19 protein-coding genes are annotated in these 22,756 nt (G+C 75.4%); 11 read left to right on the forward strand and 8 right to left on the reverse strand.

Annotated elements, in window-relative coordinates; all coding sequences use genetic code 11:
• Positions 1-57 precede the first annotated feature (57 nt).
• Positions 58-2,130 carry an AMP-binding protein gene (locus ACPU2J_RS33775; protein ID WP_420078238.1) on the forward strand — a complete coding sequence of 691 codons (2,073 nt, stop codon included), beginning with the start codon at positions 58-60 and terminating at the stop codon, positions 2,128-2,130.
• Between the two features lie 39 nt (positions 2,131-2,169).
• On the opposite strand, the gene ACPU2J_RS33780 is transcribed toward ACPU2J_RS33775, so the two are convergent.
• Positions 2,170-3,957 (reverse strand): GNAT family N-acetyltransferase, encoded by a 1,788-nt coding sequence (locus ACPU2J_RS33780; protein WP_420078237.1) that lies wholly within the window; start codon positions 3,955-3,957, stop codon positions 2,170-2,172.
• Positions 3,958-4,053: 96 nt separating this feature from the next.
• Between ACPU2J_RS33780 and ACPU2J_RS33785 the strand changes: the two genes are divergently transcribed.
• Complete coding sequence (locus ACPU2J_RS33785) at positions 4,054-4,476, forward strand: DUF350 domain-containing protein (RefSeq protein WP_420078236.1); 423 nt, start codon at positions 4,054-4,056, stop codon at positions 4,474-4,476.
• A gap of 95 nt (positions 4,477-4,571) precedes the next feature.
• Here ACPU2J_RS33785 and ACPU2J_RS33790 read toward each other — a convergent pair whose 3' ends face one another.
• Positions 4,572-5,780: an acyltransferase family protein gene (locus tag ACPU2J_RS33790; RefSeq protein WP_420082274.1), complete on the reverse strand. Its 1,209-nt coding sequence runs from the start codon at positions 5,778-5,780 to the stop codon at positions 4,572-4,574.
• A 50-nt stretch (positions 5,781-5,830) separates the two neighbouring features.
• On the reverse strand, positions 5,831-6,874 hold the full coding sequence (locus ACPU2J_RS33795) for an alpha/beta hydrolase (protein WP_423834771.1): 1,044 nt from the start codon (positions 6,872-6,874) through the stop codon (positions 5,831-5,833).
• 258 nt (positions 6,875-7,132) lie between these two features.
• Between ACPU2J_RS33795 and ACPU2J_RS33800 the strand changes: the two genes are divergently transcribed.
• Complete coding sequence (locus tag ACPU2J_RS33800; protein ID WP_420078234.1) at positions 7,133-7,645, forward strand: protein-tyrosine phosphatase family protein; 513 nt, start codon at positions 7,133-7,135, stop codon at positions 7,643-7,645.
• 18 nt (positions 7,646-7,663) lie between these two features.
• Here the strand turns inward: ACPU2J_RS33800 and ACPU2J_RS33805 are convergent, their stop codons facing one another.
• Positions 7,664-8,344 (reverse strand): response regulator, encoded by a 681-nt coding sequence (locus tag ACPU2J_RS33805; RefSeq protein ID WP_361606332.1) that lies wholly within the window; start codon positions 8,342-8,344, stop codon positions 7,664-7,666.
• A complete protein-coding gene (locus tag ACPU2J_RS33810) occupies positions 8,341-9,720 on the reverse strand; it encodes a sensor histidine kinase (RefSeq protein WP_420078233.1) in 1,380 nt (459 codons plus the stop codon). Before ACPU2J_RS33810 ends, ACPU2J_RS33805 begins: the two co-directional genes overlap by 4 nt.
• A gap of 65 nt (positions 9,721-9,785) precedes the next feature.
• Between ACPU2J_RS33810 and ACPU2J_RS33815 the strand changes: the two genes are divergently transcribed.
• From ACPU2J_RS33815 to ACPU2J_RS33825, 3 genes are all read left to right on the forward strand, one after another.
• Entirely contained in the window at positions 9,786-10,748 is a 963-nt protein-coding gene (locus tag ACPU2J_RS33815) for an AEC family transporter (protein ID WP_420078232.1), read from the forward strand.
• Entirely contained in the window at positions 10,745-11,308 is a 564-nt protein-coding gene (locus ACPU2J_RS33820) for an HXXEE domain-containing protein (RefSeq protein ID WP_423834772.1), read from the forward strand. The genes ACPU2J_RS33815 and ACPU2J_RS33820 overlap by 4 nt, the downstream gene beginning before the upstream one ends.
• Positions 11,309-11,374: 66 nt before the next feature.
• On the forward strand, positions 11,375-11,767 hold the full coding sequence (locus tag ACPU2J_RS33825; protein ID WP_365490600.1) for a hypothetical protein: 393 nt from the start codon (positions 11,375-11,377) through the stop codon (positions 11,765-11,767).
• Here the strand turns inward: ACPU2J_RS33825 and ACPU2J_RS33830 are convergent.
• The gene (locus tag ACPU2J_RS33830; RefSeq protein WP_423834773.1) at positions 11,721-13,061 is read right to left on the reverse strand and encodes a trypsin-like serine peptidase; all 1,341 of its coding nucleotides are present in this window, start codon (positions 13,059-13,061) and stop codon (positions 11,721-11,723) included. The genes ACPU2J_RS33825 and ACPU2J_RS33830 overlap by 47 nt on opposite strands.
• Before the next feature lie 147 nt (positions 13,062-13,208).
• On the opposite strand from ACPU2J_RS33830, the gene ACPU2J_RS33835 reads away from it, so the two are divergent.
• A complete protein-coding gene (locus tag ACPU2J_RS33835; RefSeq protein ID WP_420078229.1) occupies positions 13,209-14,402 on the forward strand; it encodes a cytochrome P450 family protein in 1,194 nt (397 codons plus the stop codon).
• A 55-nt stretch (positions 14,403-14,457) separates the two neighbouring features.
• Here the strand turns inward: ACPU2J_RS33835 and ACPU2J_RS33840 are convergent, their stop codons facing one another.
• A complete protein-coding gene (locus ACPU2J_RS33840; protein ID WP_420078228.1) occupies positions 14,458-15,117 on the reverse strand; it encodes a class I SAM-dependent DNA methyltransferase in 660 nt (219 codons plus the stop codon).
• A 33-nt stretch (positions 15,118-15,150) separates the two neighbouring features.
• Positions 15,151-16,674 carry an IucA/IucC family protein gene (locus ACPU2J_RS33845; RefSeq protein WP_420078227.1) on the reverse strand — a complete coding sequence of 508 codons (1,524 nt, stop codon included), beginning with the start codon at positions 16,672-16,674 and terminating at the stop codon, positions 15,151-15,153.
• A 108-nt stretch (positions 16,675-16,782) separates the two neighbouring features.
• Here ACPU2J_RS33845 and ACPU2J_RS33850 point away from each other — a divergent pair, with 108 nt between their 5' ends.
• The 4 genes from ACPU2J_RS33850 (at position 16,783) to ACPU2J_RS33865 (ending at position 22,557) form a co-directional block, all read left to right on the forward strand.
• A complete protein-coding gene (locus tag ACPU2J_RS33850) occupies positions 16,783-18,420 on the forward strand; it encodes an IucA/IucC family protein (protein WP_423834774.1) in 1,638 nt (545 codons plus the stop codon).
• Between the two features lie 167 nt (positions 18,421-18,587).
• Entirely contained in the window at positions 18,588-19,355 is a 768-nt protein-coding gene (locus ACPU2J_RS33855; RefSeq protein ID WP_423834775.1) for a GntR family transcriptional regulator, read from the forward strand.
• 347 nt (positions 19,356-19,702) lie between these two features.
• A complete protein-coding gene (locus ACPU2J_RS33860; protein WP_420078224.1) occupies positions 19,703-20,764 on the forward strand; it encodes a quaternary amine ABC transporter ATP-binding protein in 1,062 nt (353 codons plus the stop codon).
• Positions 20,764-22,557 (forward strand): ABC transporter permease/substrate binding protein, encoded by a 1,794-nt coding sequence (locus tag ACPU2J_RS33865; RefSeq protein ID WP_423834776.1) that lies wholly within the window; start codon positions 20,764-20,766, stop codon positions 22,555-22,557. The genes ACPU2J_RS33860 and ACPU2J_RS33865 overlap by 1 nt, the downstream gene beginning before the upstream one ends.
• Positions 22,558-22,756: the final 199 nt, after the last annotated feature.

The following is a 22,756-nucleotide window of genomic DNA, read 5'->3' on the forward strand; positions in this document are numbered from 1 at the left end:
TACGACGGAAATGCGCGGTCCGCCACCGCTGTCGGCCCCCGGTGGCATCATCGGTCCATGACGCAGGGATACGAGTCCGCCCGCACCGCGGACGGCGCCACCGACACCGTCCTGCACCTCTTCGAACGGTGGGCCCGGGACACCCCGGGCGAGCCCGCCCTCATCACGAACCGGCAGAGCCTCACCTACGGCGAACTCGACGAGCGGGCCAACCGGCTGGCGCACCATCTGCTCGCCGCGGGACTGCCGGAGGGCGGCCTCGTCGCGATCGGGGCCACCTGGCAGGCCGACCTGGTCACGGCCGTCCTCGCCGTCCTGAAGGCGGGCGGGGTCTACGCGGTCGTCGACGCCGAGACACCCCGCACCGGCCGGCACCAACTGGCGCAGCTCCAGGCCTTCTCGCCGTTCGCGCTGCTCACCCCGGAACAGCACCGGGCCCCCCTCGACACCGGCTCGGGACTGCGCACGATCCGGCCCGACGAGGAGGCCGCGGCGATCGCCGCCCGGCCCGGCTACGCCCCCGATCCCGCGGAGGCCTCCGGCCGGGCGGCGGCCGCCGACGGCCCCGCCGGACCGGCCGCGGCCCGCGCCGCCGTCCTGTTCACCGCGGGCGACGCGCCCCGCCCGGTCCCCGTCGGCCACGCCCTGCTCCTCGCCGCGTACCGGGGGTGGGCCGACCTCGCCCGGCTGACCCCGCAGGACCGGCACCTGATCACCGCCCGGCCGGACGTCACCGCCTTCGCCGCGGGCTGGACGAGGGCCCTGTGCTCCGGCGGCGCCCTCGTCCTGCCCTCGACGCCCTGTTGGCCCGCCGGCAACCCCCACCCGGTCCGCTCGGCCGTCGAGGGCCACCGGGTCACCGTCCTGCACGCGGATCCGGCCGGCATCGGCTCGCTGGTGGTCGACGGCCACCGGCCGCACGCCACGGACCGAGGGACCGGCCCCCGGCCCCTGCGCTGGCTACGGCTGGTGACCGTCACCGGGGACCGCCTGCACCTCGACGAACTGGACGCCCTCCAGGCCCGGTTGCGCCCCGGCGTGCGGGTCCTCAACGTCTACGGCCTCACCGAGAGCGCCGGCGTGGGCACCAGCTTCGAGCTCGGGCAACTGCCCGCCCCCGTCGCCGCACCCGAACGTCTCTCCCTCCTCGGCACCCCCTTCGCCGGCTGCGCGGTGGACCTGCGGGACGGGGAGATACACCTGACCCCGCCCGGCGGCGGGGACGCCGTCCCCACCGGCGACGTCGGAACGCTGCGCCCCGACGGCCTCCTGGAGTACGCCGGCCGGGTCCGGCACCGCATCGACCTGCCCGACGGCCACTTCGAGCCGCACGCCGTCGAGGCCGCCATCCGCACCCATCCGGGGATCGGCGCTGCCGTCCTGGCCCGCGTCGACAAGGCGGGCGAGCCGCGGTTCGTCGCCTACGTGGCCCCGCCGCCCGGCGACCCGGCCTGGGACGCCTCCGCCCCGCTCCCCTCGGTGGAGGGCCTGCGCGACCACCTGGCCGGAGTCGTCATCAGGGAGGTGTCCCCGCAGATCGTCGTCCGGCTGCGGGCCCTGCCGCGCAACCGGGGCGGCCAGGAGGACCGTTCGGCGCTGCCCCTGCCCACCCGGCCCCCCGCCGAGGGGACCGTTCAGTACGGCAGCAAGTTCACCGGGCGGCCCGCCACCGGGGCGCTGCCCCTGGCCAACGGCCTGCTGGGCGGATGCCTGGCGGTCGTCATCGGATTCCTGACCCTGCTGCTCACCCGGGTCGTCTGGCCCGGATCGACCGACCTCTCCGCCGTGCCCTACCCCTGGGCTGCCCTCTTCTTCCTCCTCTACGTGGCCGAGAGCCTCTCCTTCGGGGCCGGGCTCGCCTTCCTCCTCACCGGCTACCGCCTGCTGGTGCGCCGGGAGCGTGGCAGGCCCGACCGCTGGACCCGGGCCGTGCACCTCGCGACGAGCTACCTCCTGCTGGCGTGGTGGCCGCAGGACAACGCCTACCGGCTGGCGGCCAAACAGGACTGGCCGCTCCAGGCCCTCCTCGTCTACGCCTTCAACATCCCGCTGATGATCGCCGCGTTCGTCGTGGTCCGGTACCTCACCCGCCGGCCGCCCTCCCCCTTCGACTTCGAGGACCGGAGCTGAACCGGCCGCCCGCGGGGCGGTGATCCACCGCCACCGCCCTCACCCGCCGGTCTCCGCGGGCCCGAACATCTCCCCGACGGCCCGCGCCCCGGACCGCACCAGCCGCTCGGCCGCGTCCAGCACCTCCCGGCTGCGCGCGGCCACCAGCACCCCCATCCAGGGAGACGGCTCGAAGGCGCCCGTCGGGACCGCGGGGACGAACACCGCCCCGAGCTCCGCACAGCCCCGGTCCAGGCGGGCCCACAGCTCCTCCAGCTGCGCCTCCGGCAGCCGCGCCCCCAGCTCCACCCGGTCGGCGACGCGGACCAGGTGCCCCGCACCCCGCAGCACGTCGAGCCGGGCCGCCACCATGAAGGCGACCGACGGGCCGGTCAGCCGGAGGTTGGTCTCGGTCGGCGCGAGCCGGCCCGAGCCGTCCACCACGAAGTCCACGTCGAACCAGCCCCGGTAGCCGGAGGCCGCCAGCTCCCGCCCCACGGCCGCCCCGAAGGCGAGCAGCGGCTCCCGCACCCCCTCGGGCACCGCCCCGGGGCCCACGGTGGCTCCGCGGTAGCAGCCGTCCACGACGTCCATCAGCGCCGCGCCGACCTCGTGCACCCGGCCCGCGCCGTCCACGAACCCGTCGTACGTCAGGTCCCGCGGGCCGTCCGCGTCCCCGTCCGGGCGGCCGACGAACTCCTCCACCAGCAGCGGCCCTCGCGGCAGCGCCCGCAGTACCGCCCGGGCTCCACCCGCGGCCCGGACCCGCGCGGCCGTCACGACCGTCGTGCCCGAACCCCCGACCCCGTGCTCGGACTTCAGGACGGTGCCCTCGCCCGCCCGGGTGCGGGCCGCCAGCAGCCGGGCCGCCGCCCACCGGGTCGTGGTCCGCCACTGCCGCGGGAGCACGATGCCCGGGTGCCCTCCCCCCGACAGGATCCGCTCGAACAGCCCGTGCGCCGCGTGCTTCGACTCGTACGACAGCTCCCCGGGCCGCCACGGCGGACCGGCCAGCTCGGCGAACGCCCGGGTGCGGCCCCACGGTACGAGGGTCCGCCCGGCCCCGGTCAGCAGCGCGGCCAGCGCCGGGCGGGCCCGTACCGCCTCGCTGAGCCCCGTACCCCGCTCCGCCAGACCGTCGTACACCTCGACGCCCGTCCACCCCAGCCGGCGGCAGACCCGCTCCGTCCACGCCGCGGGCACGGCCCGCGGGAGGACCAGGGCCGCCGGGTACGGACTGTAGAAGGCCGCCAGGCAGGCGTAGTGGTCCGCGGCCGGCTGCGCGCGGCCGAGGGAGGAGTCCGCGAACTGCGCGTTGAACTCCGCGACATTGCCCATGTGCACGGCCGGCCTGCCACCGGTCCAGGCCCGCGCCCAGTCGGCGAGGGGGACCGGCTCCGTGGCGAACCGGAGCAGGGGAGGGGCCGGGGCCGGAAGCCCCGCGTCCTGCCCGGAGGGTGCGGCCACCGCCCCCATCGCCCGGTAGAAGCCGGCCGCGTGCGGATCGGAGTCGATGACCAGGTGGCGCACGCCCAGTTCGACGGCCCGGCGCAGCACCTCCCGGTACAGCAGCCGCCCCACCCCCTGCCCGATCGCGGACGGCTCCACGAAGAGCAGTCCCAGCCGCGCCCGCGGGGCGGAGCCCTCCAGGGAGGCGACCCCGAGCAGCCCGCGTGCGTCCTCGGCGACGAGGATCCGGCGCGTGGACACCTCCTCCGGCCGGATCAGCAGCTCCGGAGCGCACGCGGCCAGGTGCGCGGCGTCGTAGCCCCAGTGCGCCTTGGACCGCATCACCAGCGCCGTCAGCGCCCCCGCCTCGGCCGCCCGCGCGGCCCTGACCTCCGTCAATTTGCCGACCTCCCCATGGTCCGCCGGAGAGCCGTGCGATAGATTCGGCCTCCCCACGGCTCGTATCTTCCCACCCACCCGGAGACAGGCTTCTCAATGAGCGACATCATCAACGGACTTGGCCGCACCAGCGCCTACGGCGCCCTCGGTCTGGTCCTGCTGATCCTCGGCATCGTGCTCGTGGACGTGCTGACGCCCGGGAAGCTCCCGAAGCAGATCTGGGAGGAGCGCAACCGCAACGCGGCCCTGTTCCTCAGCTCCGCGCTGCTCGGCATCGGCGGCATCGTCTTCACCTCGATCTGGACCACCTACGACGACTTCGGCAAGGGCCTGCTGTCCACCGCGGCCTTCGGCGTCCTCGGCCTGGTCCTGATGGCGGTGGCCTTCCTGGTGCTGGACATTGCCACCCCGGGCAAGCTCGGTGCGATCGTCGTCGACCCCGAGCCGCACCCGGCGGTGTGGGTCTCCTCCGCGTGCAACCTGGCCGTCGCGGCGATCGTGGCCGCGTCGATCGCCTGACACCACGGCATCCACGGCGTCCGCCGCCGGTATGACCTGAGCGCCGCTCCGTCAGGGGAGCGGCGCTCTCGTCGTGTCCGGGGCCGTACCGGCCGTCACGCGAGACCGAGGGCGAACACCGCGAACCCCGCCGCCAGCAGCCCGGCCACGGCCCGGCGCGCCGCCGGCGCCCCGCGCCCCCGCGCCGGCGCCGGCGGCGCCTCGAACCTCCGCGCCCAGCGGGCGATGCCCACCAGCAGCACCGCGAACACGGGCATCCAGGCGATGCGCGCCGCGATCCACGCCGCGGTGTCCGGAGCGGTGGTCAGCCCGGCCACCCCGCCCGCGAACGAAGCCGGCACCGCCGCGGCCAGCATGGCCGTCTGGTGCCAGCACAGGATGGTCATGGCACACAGGTTGACCACGACCACCGGAGCCCACACCGCGGGCCGGGACAGCAGCCGCGCCAGCCGGTCGCGGACCAGGATCGCCGCCCCCGACTGCGCCGCGGCCAGCGCCAGGACCAGCAGTGACGGAGGATGCGAGTTGGTCCGCTCCGCACCCGGGACGCCCACCATCGACGCCGGGTAGTGGAACACCGCGAGCAGCACCGCGAAGAGCAGCACCCCGCCGACGGCCAGCAGCCGCGCCCCGCGCCGCCCGATCCGCCCCTCGCCCCACGAGACGCCCAGCTGGTACGCGAACAGCCAGCCCGGCAGGATGTTCAGCACCGCGATCCAGGAGGGCACCGCGCCGGCGGCGGGCCCGTAGCGCAGCAGGTCCACGACGGCCACCGAGAGCAGCAGCGGGGCGGCAGCCCACCCGCCGAGACGGCGTGCCGCCCGGACGCAGTACGGGGTCAGGGCCGTGACCACGACGTACACCCCGACGAACCACAGCGGCTGGATCACCAGCGTCGCGCCCGTCCGGAGCGACGCCTCCGGCACCCCCGCCGCGTACAGCACGGGCGCGGCCAGCGCCCATACCGCGGTGACGCCGAGCACCGGCCGCCCCAGACGGACGATCCGCCCCCGCAGCCAGGCCCGGGCCGATCCCGGACGCCGCCGGTAGGACAGTGCCGAGGCGTAGCCGCCGACGAGGAAGAAGATGCCGAGCATCTGCAGCACCCAGCTCGCCGGGGCCAGCACGCCGAACGCGGACAGCGGACTGGCGTTGTGCAGGCCGCCGTCGCCGTCGAGGGTGAATCCTCCGAGCAGCCAGTGCCCGGTCGGCACCGCCAGCAGCGCCAGCGCGCGCAGCCCGTCGACGGCCCGGTCGCGGCGGGCGGGCGTGCGCCGGTCGATGCGTTCGGCGGCGGCGCGCAGCCGGCCGGCCGGGGTGGAGCGCGCCGGAGGGGCCGCCTGGACGTCCTGGTTCACCGGGACTCCCCCTTCGCGATCGCGGCGAAGGTCGCCAGGGACCGGGAGCCGGGGGCGAAGTAGCCGGCGTGGCCCCGCACGTCACCCGCGGGCACCGGGCGGGCGCCGAAGGCGGCCGAGGCCGGGTCCGTACCGTGCCCGAGCCCGCCGACGCGGACGTGCGGGACGTCCGCGATCCAGTCCGACGGCCCCCGGGCCGCCCACACCCGGGCGCCGGTGTGCAGGGCGGCCGCGCTGCCGGCCCGCATCCCCGGGGAGCCGAAGGCCACCACGTCGGAGGCGTCCGTGTCGTGCGCCGCCAGCCCGCAGACCACCGACCCGTAGCTGTGGCAGAACAGCACCGGGTCGGGGGTGCCCACCGCGTCCAGACCGGTGGTGAAGCGGGCCAGCCGGACCGCCCCGCCCTCGGCCAGCCGGCCGTCGGCCGCGTCCAGTCCGACGCCGACCGGGGTGGTGTACCCGGTCCACGCGACGACAGCCACTGCTCCGCCGGTCGCCGTCCGCAGTGACCGGGCCATCCCGGCGGGCCCGGTGTGCGCCCGGTGCGGGGCGTCGTGCGCGGTGGCGTCGTTGTCCGACCCGGGCACGATCACCGCGACGTGTTCCGCACGCTCCAGGTCCCCGAACACCTCGGCGACCTGACCGCGCCCGCGCGGGTCGAAGGCCAGGATCCTGCGGCCGGGGGTGGCCAGGGAGGCGTAGCGGGCCTCGCCCGTCGCGACGACCGCGATCCGGTTGGCCTCGTAGCGCAGGGCGAGCGGGGCTCCGTCCAGATTGCCCACCACCAGAGGGTGGGCCCGCAGCAGTTGCTGCAGGGCGCCGTCGTCCAGGCCGTCGAAGAAGCGGGCCACCTCGGCCGGCGCGGCCGTCTCCGGATCGGGCAGCGGCCGCCCGGACACGGAGTCGGACCGCCAGGCGGCGGTGCCCGGAGGCGGCCCGGTCACCGCGGTCTGCCGGTCGCCGGACGCCCAGCCCGCGGTCCCCCCGACGACGGTCACCGCCAGCGCGGCCGTGACCAGTGTCCTCCCGATGCGGCGCATGCCCCTTCTCCTCTCCTCGTGACGAGGGGGAAGGTAGGAACACGACACCGGCGCGGACGTCCGACCGTGGAGCCAAGTCGGATGTCATACCCCGGTAGGGGGTGGTGGAGACCGGTGGGGCCACCGGGCCGCCGGCCCGATCCGCGGACAGCGGCCCCGGGTTGATGGCATGGTCGGGGGAACGGGCCGCCGGCCCGCCCGGACCGCGCACGCCACCCTCCGCGAGGACGAGGGCGTCGGCTTCGTACGAGGAGCGCAGTGAGGACACGGCAGAAGGGCCGCGGCACGCCCGAGCCGACCGAACCGTGGAACGAGGTCGTCCCCGGACTCTGGATGGGCGGCCACCACTGGACCGACCGCCTGGGCGTCCGCCACCCGGCCGTCGCGGACCGGGAGTTCGACCTGGTCGTCAGCCTGTGGACCCGGCCGGGCCACGGCCCCGCCCCGGGGGTCGAGCACCTGGTCGCCGAACTCCCCGACGGCCCGCTCGACGCGCGGCAGATCGGTGCCGTCCAGGCCCTGGCGCGCACCGTCGTCGAGGCCCTCGGCCGGGGCCGGACCGTCCTGGTCCGGTGCCACTCGGGCCACAACCGCTCCGGGCTCGTGGTGGCCCAGGCCCTCGTGGTACTCGGCCGGAGCACGTCCGAGGCCGTCGCGGCCGTCCGGGACCGGCGCTCGCCCCACGCCCTCGGCACCCCGGTCTTCGAGGAATACCTCAGGACCGGCCTGGACGTCGCCCGGCTCCTCACCGGCCTCGACACCCCGGCCTGAGGACCGCGCGCACCTGCCTCAAGCGGAATCGCCGGGGCGGACCAGGCCCGCCTCGTACGCGAAGATCACCGCCTGCGCCCGGTCCCGCAGGTCCAGCTTGGCCAGCACCCGGCCGATGTGCGTCTTCACCGTCTGCTCCGCCAGGACCAGATGGGCCGCGATCTCCTGGTTCGACAGGCCGCGCGCGATCAGCTCCAGCACCTCCGTCTCCCGCGGGGTCAGGCCCTTCAGCCGCAGCGACGGGTCCTTGCGGGGAGCCGGCCGCTGCTGCACGAAGTCCGCGATGAGCCGCCGTGTCACCGAGGGCGCGAGCAGCGCCTCGCCCGAGGCGACGACCCGTACCGCCGCGATCAGGTCGGCCGGCGGGGCGTCCTTCAGCAGGAAACCGGAGGCCCCGGCGCGCAGCGCCTCGTAGACGTAGTCGTCGATGTCGAAGGTGGTCAGCATCAGGACCTTCGGCCGGTGCACGACCCCGGGCGGGGGGTCCAGGAGCTCGCGGGCCGCCGTCAGACCGTCCATCTCCGGCATCCGTACGTCCATGAGCACCACGTCCGGGTGCGCGGACCGGGACACCTGCACCCCCTGGCGCCCGTCGGGCGCCTCGCCCACCACGTCGATGTCCGCCTGCGCGGAGAGCAGGGCGGCGAAGCCCGCCCGCACCATGGCCTGGTCGTCGACGATGACCACGCGGATGGTCAACTGCCCTCCTCGTCCGTGTCCTTCGCGGCGTCCGGGACCACCGGGCCGGTCGGCCCGTCACCGGCACCGTCGCCCAGCGGCAGCCGGGCGGCCACCCGGAAGCCTCCGTCGGGCAGCGGACCGGTGTCCAGGGTCCCGCCGGTCAACCGTACGCGCTCCCGCATCCCGACCAGTCCGTGCCCCGTGCCCGAACTCTCCACCTCCACCACCGCGTCGCGCGCCGGGCCGTTGACGACGAGGACGAGCACCTCGTCCTCGTCGGCCGTCACCGCGACCCGGGTCGTCGCGCCGGGCGCGTGCCGCACCACGTTGGCCAGCGCCTCCTGCACGATCCGGTACGCCGACAGGTCCACCGCGGGCGGCGCCACCCCGACCGCGCCCGCCGCGAGGGACAGTTCCACGGGCTGCCCGGCCCGCACGGTCGCCTCCACGAGCTGCTGGAGCCGGCCGATCCCCGGCTGCGGCGCCAGCGCCGTTCCCTCGCCGCCGCCGTTCGTCCCGTCCCCGCGCAGCACGGTCAGCAGCCGCCGCATCTCGCCGAGGGACTCCCGCGCGCTCGCCGCGATCGCCGCGAACTCCTCCCGCACCGGCTCCGGCATGCCCGCGATCCGGTACGGCGCGGAATCCGCCTGCACGGTGATCACCGACATGTGGTGGGCCACCACGTCGTGCAGCTCGCGCGCGATCCGGGCCCGTTCCTCCAGCAGCGTGCGCCGCGACCGCTCCGCCTCGCTGATGACCTCCTGCTCGGCGATCCGCTGCCGGGCGTCCCCGAGACCGCGCAGCGCCCCGGTGAGGGCCAGCACGGTCCCGCTGAGCACGAACAGCAGGGCGGAGGTGTCCGTCGTGCCCGCGGGCCGGAAGAGGGCGAGCACCAAGGAGACCGCGCCGGTCGCGAGCCAGACGCCCACCAGGGTCCGGACGGACTCGCGCAGGCCCATACAGGCCATCAGCACCAGGTAGCCGATCAGGGTCATCGGCGGCCACGGCCAGGCGTGCCCGCCGACCTCGTCGGCCCGCGTCAGCAGCAGCGCCCCCAGGACGTCCGCCCCCAGGACCAGCAGCCACGCGGGCAGCGGGCGGGTCAGGGCGAGCAGCAGCGGTACGGTCTGCGCCACCCCGAGGGCGCCCGCCCAGCCGCCGGCCGCCCCGTAGTCGTCGGTGAGCACGGTGATCGTCACCGGCAGCAGGGTCACCACGAAGATCCCGACGACGGCGTGGGGGAGCAGCCGCTGCCAGGCCTTCGGTGCCTGTGCGAACAGGGGCTGCGCGGTCCGGGCCGGGGTGCGCAGGGCCGTGGCGAGCTGGGCCGGTACGCCGCCGGCCCGCCGGAGGCGGGACCGGGCGGGCGGCGGGGCGGGGGCTTCGTCGCTCATGATCGGTCCAGCCTATGCGCCGCGGGGCCGACCGCACGGTACGGGTAGGCTGCCGTGCGGCGATCATGGGGGTCGGGCACATGGGCGGGGCGGCGGCACTGGAGAAGCTCGTGCCCGTCCTGCTGGCGTTCGGCGGCGGGGTGCTGCTCGCACGGCGCAAGACCGTCCCGGCGGAGGCCTCGAAGGCCTTCTCCGACTACGCCTTCCTCTTCGCGGTGCCCTGCTACCTCTTCGGCAACATCCACGCCAGTGATCTCGCCGCCCTCTTCGACTGGCGGGCGATCGGCGGCTACGCCGCGGCCGCCGCCCTCGCCGCGGTGATCGTGGCCGCGGGGGCCGTCGCGTACGGACGCCGGGAGCCGCGGGACGTGGCGCTGCGGGTGATGGCGGGCGTCCAGGTGAACACCGCGTACTTCGCCGTCCCGGTGTTCATCACCGTGTTCGGTACGGCGGCGCCGATCTTCCCGGTCCTGCTCTTCCAGGTCTGCGTCCTGTCCCTGGTCGTCATCGCCCTCATGGAACTGGGCCGGGACGGCCCGGCCGGGGCGGGCCCGGGCCGCCGCCTCGGCCGGGCCGCCGTGGCCTCCCTGGTCACCCCGCTGGTCCTCGCCTGCAACGCGGGCATCCTCCTCAACCTGCTCTCCGTACGGGTTCCCGCCGTGGTGCTGGACGGAGCCGCCTTCGTCGGCGACAGCGCCTCGCCGGTGGCCCTGTTCGCCCTCGGCCTCCACCTCGGCGGGACCGGCCTCGGCCTGCGGGACACCACGCGCGAGGAGCTGGCCCTCATCGGCTTCAAGTGCCTGGTCTTCCCGCTGCTGGCCTGGGTGGTGTGCGGGGCGCTGTTCGGGGTGCGGGGGGAGTGGCTGGTCTACCTGGTGCTGATCGCCGCGATGCCGACCCCGCAGAACCTGTTCATCTTCGCCCAGCGCTACGACGTGGGGGTCGGCCTCTCCGCCGCGGTCGTCATCAAGAGCTCGCTCGTGTCCCTGCTGTTGCTGCCCCTGTGGTTGCAGACTGTCCTCCCATGACCGCATCGTCGATACCGCCCGCCGTCACCCTCGGACTCCTCGCCGCCTGGGCCGTGCACGACCTCGAGGAAGTCGCCACCATGGAGCGCTGGTCCAGGGCCCGCGTCCCCGGCCTGCGCGCACGCCACCCCGAGGTGCCCGACCGGGTCTGGCGGCTCCTGGGCTCCGTGAACGGCCGGGAGTTCGCCACCGCGGTCGCCGTGATGGGCGCCGTCGTCGCGGCCGCCGCGGCCGACGGCCACCGCACCGGCGGACGTTCGGGCTTCTACCAGGCCGCGCTGAACGGCTTCGGCCTGCACGGGCTGGTCCACCTCGTGCAGGCCGCCGCGACCCGGGGCTACACCCCGGGCGTGGTCACCTCTCCGCTGGTCGTGGTCCCCTTCACGCTGTGGGCGCGCGGCCGGCTGCGTCGTTCCGGGGTGCTGCGGCCCGCCCGCGCGCGGGACGCGGTCCAGGGGCTGGCCCTCGCCGCCGCGGCCACGGCTGCCTCCCACGCGGCGGCCCGGCTCGTCCGGCGCGGCCGGCCCGCCCGCCCGGGGCCGGCGGCGGTCCGGGTCTGACGGCCAGGCCGCCGAGTGGCGGGGCATCCGCTCGTACCCCGGGCGGCACCGGCTCGTTGACCCGGCATGGAACTGCCGACCATCGCGGCGCCGGGTGTCGGTGAACGGGCCGACGCCGCGGCCGATGCCGCCTGCCACCTCTACGACGCCGTCGCCCTCTGGGGCGAGGGCGCTCCCGGGGGGTGGAGCCGGGCCGCGGCCGAGGACGCCGCCGAGGCCATCGAGACCACCGCGCACGCCCTCGCCCGCGTCGACGCGGGCGCCGAGCTGGTCCTCGCTCCGGTCCACACCGCGCTGGCCGAGCTGCGCCGCCGGCTCGGGCTCGCGCCCGCGGAGGGCCTGACCGGGGACGGGATCCCGACGGCCCCGCGCACGGTGGGCAACCCGCGCCGCACTCGGTGGGTGCGGGTGCTCACCCCGCCTTCGCCCCGGCAACCGCCTTCTCGTACAACTTCCTGACGTCCGCGCCGAAGTACGAGCTGTACGAGGTGTCCGGCTTGTCCCCGCCGGTCTTCCAGCCGCCGATCACCCCGACGACGTCGCCGGTCCCGGTGCGCGCGTCGTAGCGGGCCAGGAAGGGGCCGCCGCTGGTCCCGCCGGGGTAGCCGGTGCAGGCGATGCGCAGGAAGGATCCGGGGATCTTCGGGTCCGCGCTGGTGAACTTGGTCGTCCGGTTGGTGCACACCCGCGGCCGGGCCGCGGTGGACGGATGCCCGATCAGGGTGACCCGGGAGTGGGCGTAACCGGCCCCGGTGACCAGTCTGTTGGCGCCCACCACGTCCTGCACCCGCAGGCCCTTCGCACCCGGTGCCACCTGGGCGAAGGCCACGTCGAGGGCGGCGGCCCGGTTCACGCCCTGGGACCGGTAGCGCGGGTCGATCCAGATCCTGGAGCGCTTGGAGGCGTCCCGCACGACGGGGAACATGCCGAACGGGCGCGGCTTGGCGCGCGTGTACTGCGGGACGAAGGCCACCTGCTGGGCATCCGCGCCGAGCAGGCAGTGGGCCGCCGTGATGATGAGGTTGCGGCCGGGCGAGGCGACCACGCTCGCGGTGCAGAAGTAGGAGCCGCCGCCCTTGACGAGGAACATGCGGCCGACGACGGGGACGCCGTTGAAGTCCTGGCCGGTGCCCGGACCCAGCACCGGCACCCGGGGACCGCTGTGCCTGGCGGGGGCCGGCGCCGGGAGCAGCGAGGGCCGCGGCTCGGGCGGGGCGGGCGCCGGTGGCGGGGAGGCCGGTGCGGGCGCGGCCGGGGGGAGGGGCGCGTCCGCGGCGGGCCCGGGATCCGCCGGAGCCTGCGGGGCGGGCCGGTCAGGGGCGCCCGGACGCGACGGCAGCGGCGGGACGGTCGGCAGGGGCGGCAGCGGAACGGCGGTGGCCATCCGGTCGGCGGTCCAGAAGGACTCCGCGTCCTGCGCCCCCCACCGGCCCGCCGCGGCGGGCCGGCCGGGCTCGGCCAGGGCCACCGGCCCCGCGGACACCAGGAGCAGGGCGGCCAGCGCGGCCATGGTCAACGTACGTCGCATGCGGGAGACTCCCTCAACGGCCTGGGGGAAACGGATGAACGGATCCGGGTCGCCGGTGCGCCGGACCTCCTGCGGCCGGGCGGGGACCGGGCCGTGGTGGGCCCCGCGCCGGCGGTCGACCCCGTGGTCCGGTGCGCCGGAGTCCGGGCCCCGGGGCGCCGCGCCGACGGTGGCGTGGGCGGCCGCGGCCGCCCGGCCGGGCACGTGGCGGCGATGGAGGGTCATACCTCCTTCCTGCCACCGCCCGGCCCGAACCGGGCGCAGGCGGGTCCCGGCCGGGCCGGGGTGCCCCCCGAACGGCGCACGGCTGAAACGGTTCGATTCCTCATACGATCCGACCGGATCCGTCAACGGCAGCCGTACGCTGGCCCCATGGCCCCCGCCGATCCCAGCGCCCACGCAGCGGACTTCAACGCCGACCCCTACCCCTTCTACGCAGCACTCCGGGCCACGGGTCCCGTCCACCGGCTGGAGCTCGGAGGCACCCGGTCCTGGGTGGTCGTCGGCCACGACGAGGCCCGGGAGGCCCTGGCCCACCCGGCCCTGTCGAAGGACTGGATCGGCTCCGACTTCCCGGATGACCCGCAGGTCCCGGCCGTGGCCAGGAACATGCTCGACGCGGACCCGCCCCACCACACCCGGCTGCGCCGCCTGGTGGCGCGGGAGTTCACCGCCCGCCGGGTCGAATCCCTGCGTCCGCGCGTCCAGGGGATCACCGACGGACTGCTGGACGCGATGGAGGGCCTGCCCGGTCGCCGGGGCGACCTCGTACGGGAGTTCGCCGTACCGCTGCCGATGACCGTCATCTGCGAACTGCTCGGCGTCCCCGACCTGGACCGGGAGCGCTTCCGCTACTGGTCCGGCGAGATCGTCGCCCCGCTGGACGGAGCGGGTGCAGACCCACGCGCGCTGGAGGAGATGACGGCCTTCCTCGCCGAACTGGTCGCGGCCAAGGCCGGTGATCCCGGGGAGGACCTGCTCAGCGCGCTGATCCGGACCCGCGACGAGGACGGCGGCCGGCTCTCCCCGGACGAGCTGATCGGCATGGCCTTCCTGCTGCTCGTGGCGGGCCACGAGACCACCGTGAACCTCATCGGCAACGGCGTACGGGCCCTGCTGGCCCACCCGGACCAGCTCGCCGCCCTGCGGGCCGACCCGGACGGGCTGATGGAGGGCGCGGTGGAGGAGATGCTGCGCTACGACGGCCCGGTGCTGCACGCGACGTACCGGTTCGCCGCCGCCGACCTCGAACTGGGCGGCGTCCGGATCGAGTCCGGCTCCTCCGTCCTGGTCGCCCTCGGCGCCGCGGGCCGCGACCCGGGGCGCTACGCGGAGCCGGGGCCCGAGGTGTTCGACATCCGGCGCACCGGCCCCGGCCACCTGGCCTTCGGCCACGGCATCCACTACTGCCTCGGCGCCCCGCTCGCCCGGATGGAGGGCCGCATCGCGATCCGCTCCCTCCTGGAACGCTTCCCCGCCCTCGCCGAGGACCCGGACGCGGGCCCCCACGACTGGCTCCCCGGCATCCTGATGCGGGGAGTCTCCCGCCTGCCCCTGCACTGGTGACCCGGCCGCCCCGGCGGAGCGGGGCGGCCGCCCGCGGCCCCGCCAGGCCGCGGGGTCAGGGTTTGCGGGCCAGGAGGAAGGCCTGCGGGGAGTGTTCGTGGGCGTCCGGTGCGCGCAGCAGGCGGGCCACCTCGGTCAGTCCGGCTGCGGCGAGCAGCTCCGCCACCCGCCCGGGAGGCGTCCGGTACACGTCCAGGTCGACGGGGTGCCCGGTGGCCCCGTTCCCCGTCCCCGGGCGGATCATCCCGTCGCCCGCCTCGAAGGCGATCAGCACGTGGCCGCCGGGCGCCAGCACCCGGGCGAACTCGCCGAACAGCGGCGGAAGTTCCGAAGGCGGGGTGTGCACGGTCGAGTACCAGGCGAGGACCCCGCCGAGCACCGCGTCGGCCATGTCCAGGGAGGCCATCGACCCCACCTCGAACCGCAGCCCCGGATGGCTGCGCCGGGCCACCGCGACCATCGCGGGCGACAGGTCGATCCCGAAGGCCCGTACGCCGAGGCGTGCCAGCTGCGCCGTCACCCGGCCCGGACCGCAGCCGAGGTCCGCCACGGCCCGGCCCCCTCCCGCTTCGCCCCGCACGCACTCCGCGAAGGCGGCGAGCATGGCGCGGTCGAGCGGTCTCCCGGCCGGCTCCGCCCCGAGCGGCCGCGCGTAGTCGGCGGCGACGGCGTCGTAGGACGCCCGTACGGAACTCAGGTACGAGGAGGCTGTCATGCCCCTGAACAGTAGCCCGCCCGGACGCCCGGCTCACCCCCCGATCAGCGGATTGGGCAGTTCCGCCCACTGGTCGCCCGGAACGCCGGGGCTCAGCCGCATCAGGGTGAGCGCCTTGGTCGGCAGCGGCCGGGTCAGCAGCGCCTGCGTGTCGGCGGTGGGCGGCAGCGCGGCCGCTTCGGCGAGGGCCCCGGCGAAGGCCTCCGCCGACCCCGTCACGGCGCCGAGCGCCCCTGCCAGCAGCGAACCGAACAGCTTGCGGCGCAGCACGGTCACATCGTCGGTGACGAGCCTGCCCGACAGGGGCGGCACCGGCACTCCGTGCGCCCGCAGCCTGGCCGGGCTGATCCGGATGTCGGCGAGGTCGCGGTAGACCAGCCGCAGCGGCCGGCCGGTGGCGGAGACGACGACCAGGAGGTTCTGGCCGTGGGCCTCCAGTGCCACCCCGAGCTCCAGCACCCGCAGGCACACCGAGAGCGCGAGACGGGCGAACTCGGTCCGCCAGGCCGCCGATCGGGCCGACGGGAACGCCGCCAGCGCCGCCACCGGAATCACCCGTTCCCCCGCGGAGGCGTCCGCGTACGCCTCCGGCCGCTCGCGCAGCACCGCCGCCAGGTCGGGGCTGTGCGCGGTCGCCGCGCCCAGGGTGCGGGTGACGTGCAGACGGCCGTCGAGCCGCTCGGTCAGGCCCTGGACGAACGCGGACAGCGCCGCCGCCACCTCGACGGAGTACACGGAGATGTCCCGCACGGAGGAGGTCAGCCGGGCGCTGAGGGCCGTCTTGACGTGCGGTCCGCCGTCGGTCGGGGCCAGGGTCCGCAGGGCCATCAGCGGATGCGCCTCGAAGCCGGGCCGCACCCGCTGGTGCTTGAGCACGTGTTCCGCCTGCCACGGGTGCACCGGGACCAGGATCCGGCCCGCGTCCCGCAGCTCCGCCGGCCACTCGCCCGTGACCAGGGCCTCCTCGGCCCGTACGGAGACCAGCCCGAGCTCGACGACCGGGGCGTGCTCGGGCGCGTACGCCAGCTCCTCCGCGACGGAGAAGCCCGGCCGGGAACGGCAGTTCGGGTGGTAGGGGTGGCCGTCGACCACCCGCTGCTCCCACTCCCACAGGGTGCGCGCCGGGTGCTCCGCGCCGGGGCCGGCCGACCCGGCCCGGCCGGCCCGGGACAGGGCGAGGGAGGCCGTGCTGCCGTCCAGCTCCGCCGCGAACCCCTCGCCGTGCGGCACGCCGAGCTCCCGCACGAGAGCTCCGGCCTGCCGGTACGGGCGGCCGTCGAGGAGCAGCTCGCCGACGTACTCCGTGGTCGCGTACGGATCCGGGGCCGGGCCCTCCAGCCGGCCGCCCCCGGCCGACAGGACCGTCAGCCCCTCCGCGGACCGCTCCCTGTCCACGATCCAGGGCAGCGGTTCGAAGGCCAGCGCCCGCCACAGCCGGGTCAGCACGGCCGCCCGGGCACCGTCCAGCGCCGCGGCGTAGGACGCCGAGAGTGCGGGGCGGACGACGGCCAGTTCGGCGGCGACGGCGTTTTCGGCCCCGTTGGGGGGAAGGTTCATGCTGCGCTCCGGCCTCGGAATATCGCTTTTCGGGATGATCAAGTAATCATTGCGGATACCGAAGATCACGGCTGGTGGTGCGCGCCCCGCGCATCTCCGGCTCACCGGATGGACCGAATGGAACCAGTGGACCTCAACGCAGCCGCCGACGCGTACGCCGCCACCCCGCTCCTGAACTGCCTGCTGCGGGAAGCGGCCGATCCGGTGCCGACGCGGACGCCCGCGGGCGTGCGGCAGGAGCCCGGCGAGCCGGACGGTCCCGCACGGCCCGCGGAGCCCGCCGAGCGGCCAGGGTCCGGCGAGCCCGCCGTGCACCGGCTGCGCGGCAGCGGGCGGCTGCTGCGCGTGCGCGGAGGCCGCCGCCCCGAGCTCCCCGAACTGCGTACGGCCGACGGCTGGCACCCGCTCACCCACACCGAACTGGTCAAACTCGTCTCCGACGAGCTGGCCCGGTACACCGGCGTCCCCAACGACGAGCTCCCCGTCGAGATCACCGACAGCCGCGACGCGATCGCGGCACTGCTGGCGGCCCGACGCCTCGCCGAGCCGCCGGCGGACCCGTACGTCCTCTCCGAGCAGTCCCTGGTCATGGGCCATCCGCACCACCCCGCCCCCAAGGCCCGGGGCGGCGCCCCGGCCGGCAGCTGGCTGCCCTACGCGCCGGAGGCCCATGCCCGGTTCCCGCTGGTGTTCCTGGCGGTGCGCGAGGACCAGATCGCCGAGGAGGGCGGAGCGGCCGCCGCCGAGGCCGTCGACTCCCTCGCCGAGGTCCTCGGAGGACCGCGCCCGCCCGCCGGCCACCGGCTGCTGCCCGCCCACCCCTGGCAGCTCGACCTAGTGGGCGACCGGCCCGCGCTCCGCGACGCGTTCGCCGACGGCCGGCTGCTGCGCCTCGGCGAGAGCCGCCGCCCGGTCTGGCCCACCGCCTCGATCCGGACCGTGTACGTCCAGGACGCGGCGGCCGACCTCTTCGTCAAGTTCAGCCTCGACGTCCGCATCACCAACGACGTCCGCCGGCTGTGGCGGCACGACCTGCTGAAGCTCCGCCGCACCGACGCGGCCGTGGAGGCCGCCTTCGAGGAGCTGCGCCGCGACGGGGTGTCACAGGCGGCCTGGCTCGCCGACCGCGGCTACCGCACCGCCGCCTTCGCCTTCGAGGAGCTGGCCGTCCTGGTCCGCGACGGCCTGCACGCCCACATCCGGCCCGGGGCGACCACGTTGCTGGCGGCCGCGCTCGCCGAGGGCCACCCCGGCGGTCCGCGGGCCGAGCAGGGCGATCCGCTCCGCTGGTGGCGGGCGTACCTGCGCCAGGTGGTGCCCCCCGTCCTCGCCCTCTTCGCCCGCCACGGGATCGTCCTGGAGGCCCACCTCCAGAACACCCTGGTCGCGGTCGACGGCGAGGGCGTGCCGGTGCAGGCGCTGTTCCGGGACGCCGAGGGCGTCAAGCTGCCGTCCGACCTCCCGCGCCGGGAGGCGTGGGAGCGGCTCGTCTACTGCCTGGTGGTCAACAACCTCATGGAGATCGCCGGGGCGCTGGCCGGTCGGTATCCGGACATCTCGTCGCAGCTGTGGCGGGCCGCGCGCGAGGAACTGCTGCGCAGCAGCGAAGCCGGCGGGCCGCCCGAGGTCGCCGAGCTGCTCGCGGCGCCGGTCCTGCCGGCGAAGACGAACCTGCTGCTGCGCTGGACGCGGGCGGACGGCGCGGACGCGCGCTACCGGCCGCTGCCGAACCCGCTGGTGGGCTGAGCCGGAAGGCGCGCAGGGGCGGGCCGGGGCCTCGGCCGGTGAGCATATGCGGGCCGGGGTGCGGAATCGGCCAAGGTGGGCGGCCTGCCTTCACCTAAAGGTATAGACCAATGCTAGGTTGGTCGGGCAGACCGCGCAGTCCTTGACCACCCGTCAGAGGAGTAGCCATGCCCTCCCCTTCGCGGGGCGGCGGCCCGGCCGTCGTGCCCAAGTACCAGCGGATCGCCGCAGCGCTGCGCCGCGATCTCGAGCACGCCGCACGCATACCGGGCGGCAGACTCCCCTCCGAACGCAGCCTCGCGGCCCGCTACCAGGTCAACCGGCAGACGATCCGCGCCGCGCTCCAGCACCTGCGCGAGGACGGCCTCGTCGTCACCGGCAGGCGCGGCAGCCGCCCGGCCGTCCGCCCCGCCGCCGCCGCGCCGGGCCGTACCGCTCCGGACGCGCCCGGTACGGCCGGGCCGGCGGCGGCCCTCACCCGGAGCTGGGTGACCGTCGTCACCGTCGCGCCCTCGCTCGCCGGACTCCTCGGCATGTCCGGCGGGGACCGCACCCTGGTGCACCACCACCGCGAACGCGGCCGCGCGGGGGAGACCCTCCGGCACGCCGTCACCTACTTCAACCCGCACGCGGTCGCGCGCAGCCCCGAACTCACCGCCTGCCGCAACCGCGCCGCGTACGCCCGGGAGGAGGACCCGGGGCCGCTACGGGCCTGGCTCGACCGGGCCGCGGCCGCCGGCCGCGTCGCCGAGACCATCACCATGACGCGCACCACCCACCCCCCGGCCGCCTCCCAGGCCTGCGGCCTCACGGTGCGCCGCACCGTCCACGACGCCTCCGGCACCCTGCTCGCCGTCACCGACCTGGCCTTCCCGACCTGGGACCGGCTGACCTTCCACCGCGATCCGGCGGCGGCCGGATACCTCGTCACCTAGGGCCCGTCCGGCGGCCCAGGGCCGGGGCCGGCGGTCGGGGATCGGGGCCGGGGGTTGGCGTCCGTGGCGGACCGCGCGATCGACCGCCGACGCGCCGTCCGCCGCGCGCCACCATGCCCCTGTGTCCCGCGCCACACCGAGGGCGCCGGTTCCCGGCCCGCCGCGTGAGGTGGATCACCATAGCGTTTGCTCCGGCGAAGGCCGGGCATCGGCGCTGCTGGAGCGGAACCACGTCTTCCACCGGATGCGGGCGGAGGCGGGGCGCACGCGGGCCGATCCCGTCCCGCTCCACGGTCCGCCGGCTCCGGCCGGCGCGCGCCGTACCCCGTACGACTCGCGAGGTTCATGTGTCCACGCTCCAGGCCGAACACGTGTACAAGGTGTTCGGAAGGAACCCCGACGAGAGCGCGGCAGCCGTCCGCGCCCTCGAAAGCGGCAGCGACCGCGACGAATTGCGCGCCGACGGCGCCACGGCAGCGGTCATCGACGTCTCCTTCGAGGTCGAACCGGGCCAGATCTTCGTCGTCATGGGCCTGTCGGGATCGGGCAAGTCGACGCTGCTGCGCATGCTGAACGGACTGCTCGAACCCACCTCGGGTCGCATCCTCTTCGGCGGCCAGGACCTCACCGCACTGACCGCGCGCGAGCTGCGCCGCGTGCGGTCCGAGAAGATCTCCATGGTCTTCCAGCACTTCGCGCTGTTCCCGCACCGCAACGTCCTGGAGAACGCCGGATACGGTCTGGAGGTGCAGGGCGTGCCGCGCGCCGAGCGGGAACGCCGCGCCGCCGAAGCCCTCGCCCTGTGCGGGCTGGAGGGCTGGGAGAAGTCCTGGCCCGACGAGCTGTCCGGCGGCATGCAGCAGCGCGTGGGCCTGGCCAGAGCCCTGGCGACCGACGCCGACCTGCTGCTGATGGACGAGTCCTTCAGTGCCCTCGACCCGCTGATCCGCCGCGACATGCAGGACCAGCTGCTCGAACTCCAGCGCACCCTGCGCAAGACCATCGTCTTCATCACCCACGACCTCAACGAGGCCATGCGCCTCGGCGACGGCATCGCCGTGATGCGCGACGGACGGGTCGTCCAGCAGGGCACGGCCGAGGACATCCTCACCCGGCCCGCGGACGACTACGTCGCCTCCTTCATCCAGGACGTGGACCGTTCGCGGGTGCTCACCGCCGACGCCGTCATGGACGAGCCCGACGCCGCCGCGGACTCCTGCGACTGCCCGACCGTGCACGCCGACACCCCCATCGCGGACCTGTGCGCGGTCAGCGCCCGGGTCCCGCACCCCGTCGCGGTCACCGACGAGGAGGGCGCCGTCATCGGATCCGTCCCGCAGGACCGGCTCGTCGCGTTCATCGGTGACGAGCAACGGCCCCCGATGGCCTGCACGGAGGTGGCCGCCTGATGCCCCGTCTGCACCTCGGCGCCTGGGTCGACAGCGGTGTCGACTTCCTCCAGAGCCACCTGTCCTGGCTGTTCGACGCCATCAGCGCGCTCGTCACCGGCCTCTACGACGGCATCGACGCGGTCCTGTCCGCCCCGGCCCCGCTGCTGTTCGCCGGCATCCTCGCCGTCGGCGCCTGGTGGCTGCGCGGCCTCCTCGCGGGCCTGCTGGCCTTCGCCGGATTCGCCCTCGTCGACTCCGTCGGCCTGTGGTCCGACGCGATGTCCACGCTGTCACTGGTCCTCGTCGCGACGCTGGTCACGCTGGTGTTCGCGGTGCCGCTCGGCATCTGGGCGTCCCGCTCCGACCGGGTGAGCGCCGTCCTGCGGCCCGTCCTGGACTTCATGCAGACCATGCCGGCCATGGTCTACCTCATCCCCGGCATCATCTTCTTCGGCGTGGGCGTCGTCCCCGGCATCATCGCCACCATCATCTTCTCGCTGCCGCCCGGCGTCCGGATGACCGAGCTCGGCATCCGCCAGGTCGACGGAGAGCTGGTCGAGGCGGCCGAGGCCTTCGGCACCACCCCGCGCGACACCCTGGTGCGCGTCCAGCTGCCGCTGGCCCTGCCCACCATCATGGCGGGCATCAACCAGGTCATCATGCTGGGCCTGTCCATGGTGGTCATCGCCGGCATGGTGGGCGGCGGCGGCCTCGGCGGCGCCGTCTACCGGGCCATCGGCAACGTGGACATCGGCCTCGGCTTCGAGGCGGGCGTCTCCATCGTCATCCTGGCCATGTACCTCGACCGGATGACCGGCGCCCTCGGCCGCCAGGTCTCCCCGCTCGGCCGCCGTGCCCTCGCCAAGGCGCAGGCCGCGTCCGCGGGCGCCGCCCGGCTGTGGAACCACCGCCCGCAGCCCGTTCACGCCCTCGCGGGCGCCGTCGTGCTCGCCCTGGTCGCGGGAGGCCTCGGCGCCTTCGGCGGATCCGCCACCGAGGACGGCCCGGCCGGCGCCGCGAACGTCGGCAAGGGCCGCACCGTCTCCATGGGCTACATCCCCTGGGACGAGGGCATCGCCTCCACCTTCCTCTGGAAGGAGCTGCTGGAACGCCGCGGCTTCAAGGTGGACGCCCGCCAGCTGGAGGCCGGCGCGCTCTACACGGGCCTCGCGGGCGGCCAGGTCGACTTCCAGACCGACGCCTGGCTCCCCGTCACGCACAAGCAGTACATGGAGAAGTACGGCAACAAGCTGGAGGACCTCGGTTCCTGGTACGGCCCGACCTCGCTGGAGCTGTCGGTCCCCTCGTACATGAAGGACGTCCGCTCGCTCGCCGACCTCAAGGGCAAGGCCGACCGCTTCAAGGGCCGCATCATCGGCATCGAGCCCAGCGCCGGCGCCATGTCCATCCTGAAGGACAAGGTCCTGAAGGAGTACGGCCTGGAGGGCGAGTACCAGGTCGTCGACGGCTCCACCCCGGGCATGCTCGCCGAGCTGAAGCGCGCCTACGAGCGCAAGGAGCCCGTGGCCGTCGTGCTGTGGTCGCCGCACTGGGCGTACTCCACGTACGACCTGACCAAGCTGGATGACCCGAAGGGGTCCTGGGGCAAGGGCGACGGCATCCACACGCTGGCCCGCAAGAGCTTCGCCGAGGACGAGCCCGAGGTGGCGAGCTGGCTCCGCTCGTTCAAGCTCACGGAGGAGCAGCTGACCGGCCTGGAGGCCAGGATCCAGGAGACCGGCAAGGGCAAGGAGCAGGAGGCGGTCCGCGCCTGGCTGAAGGACCACCCGGAGATCACCACCCCGGCCTGACGGCCCCCGGTCGCCGCCGGCCGCGCGCAGGAGCACGTACGCAGCCACGCCCGCTCCCGCACGCGGCCGGCGGCGTTCCGCGGTGGGGGAGAGCGGGCCGAGGACTGCCGCCCCCCGATGGGGTGATGTTCGATCAAACCGGCGCACATGCCGGGCCGGACGCCCAGCGGGCCGCCGTCGAAGCCGAGCTGCGCGCCCG

Source organism: Streptomyces manipurensis, from assembly GCF_049570255.1.
GTDB classification, from domain to species: Bacteria; Actinomycetota; Actinomycetes; order Streptomycetales; family Streptomycetaceae; genus Streptomyces; species Streptomyces manipurensis.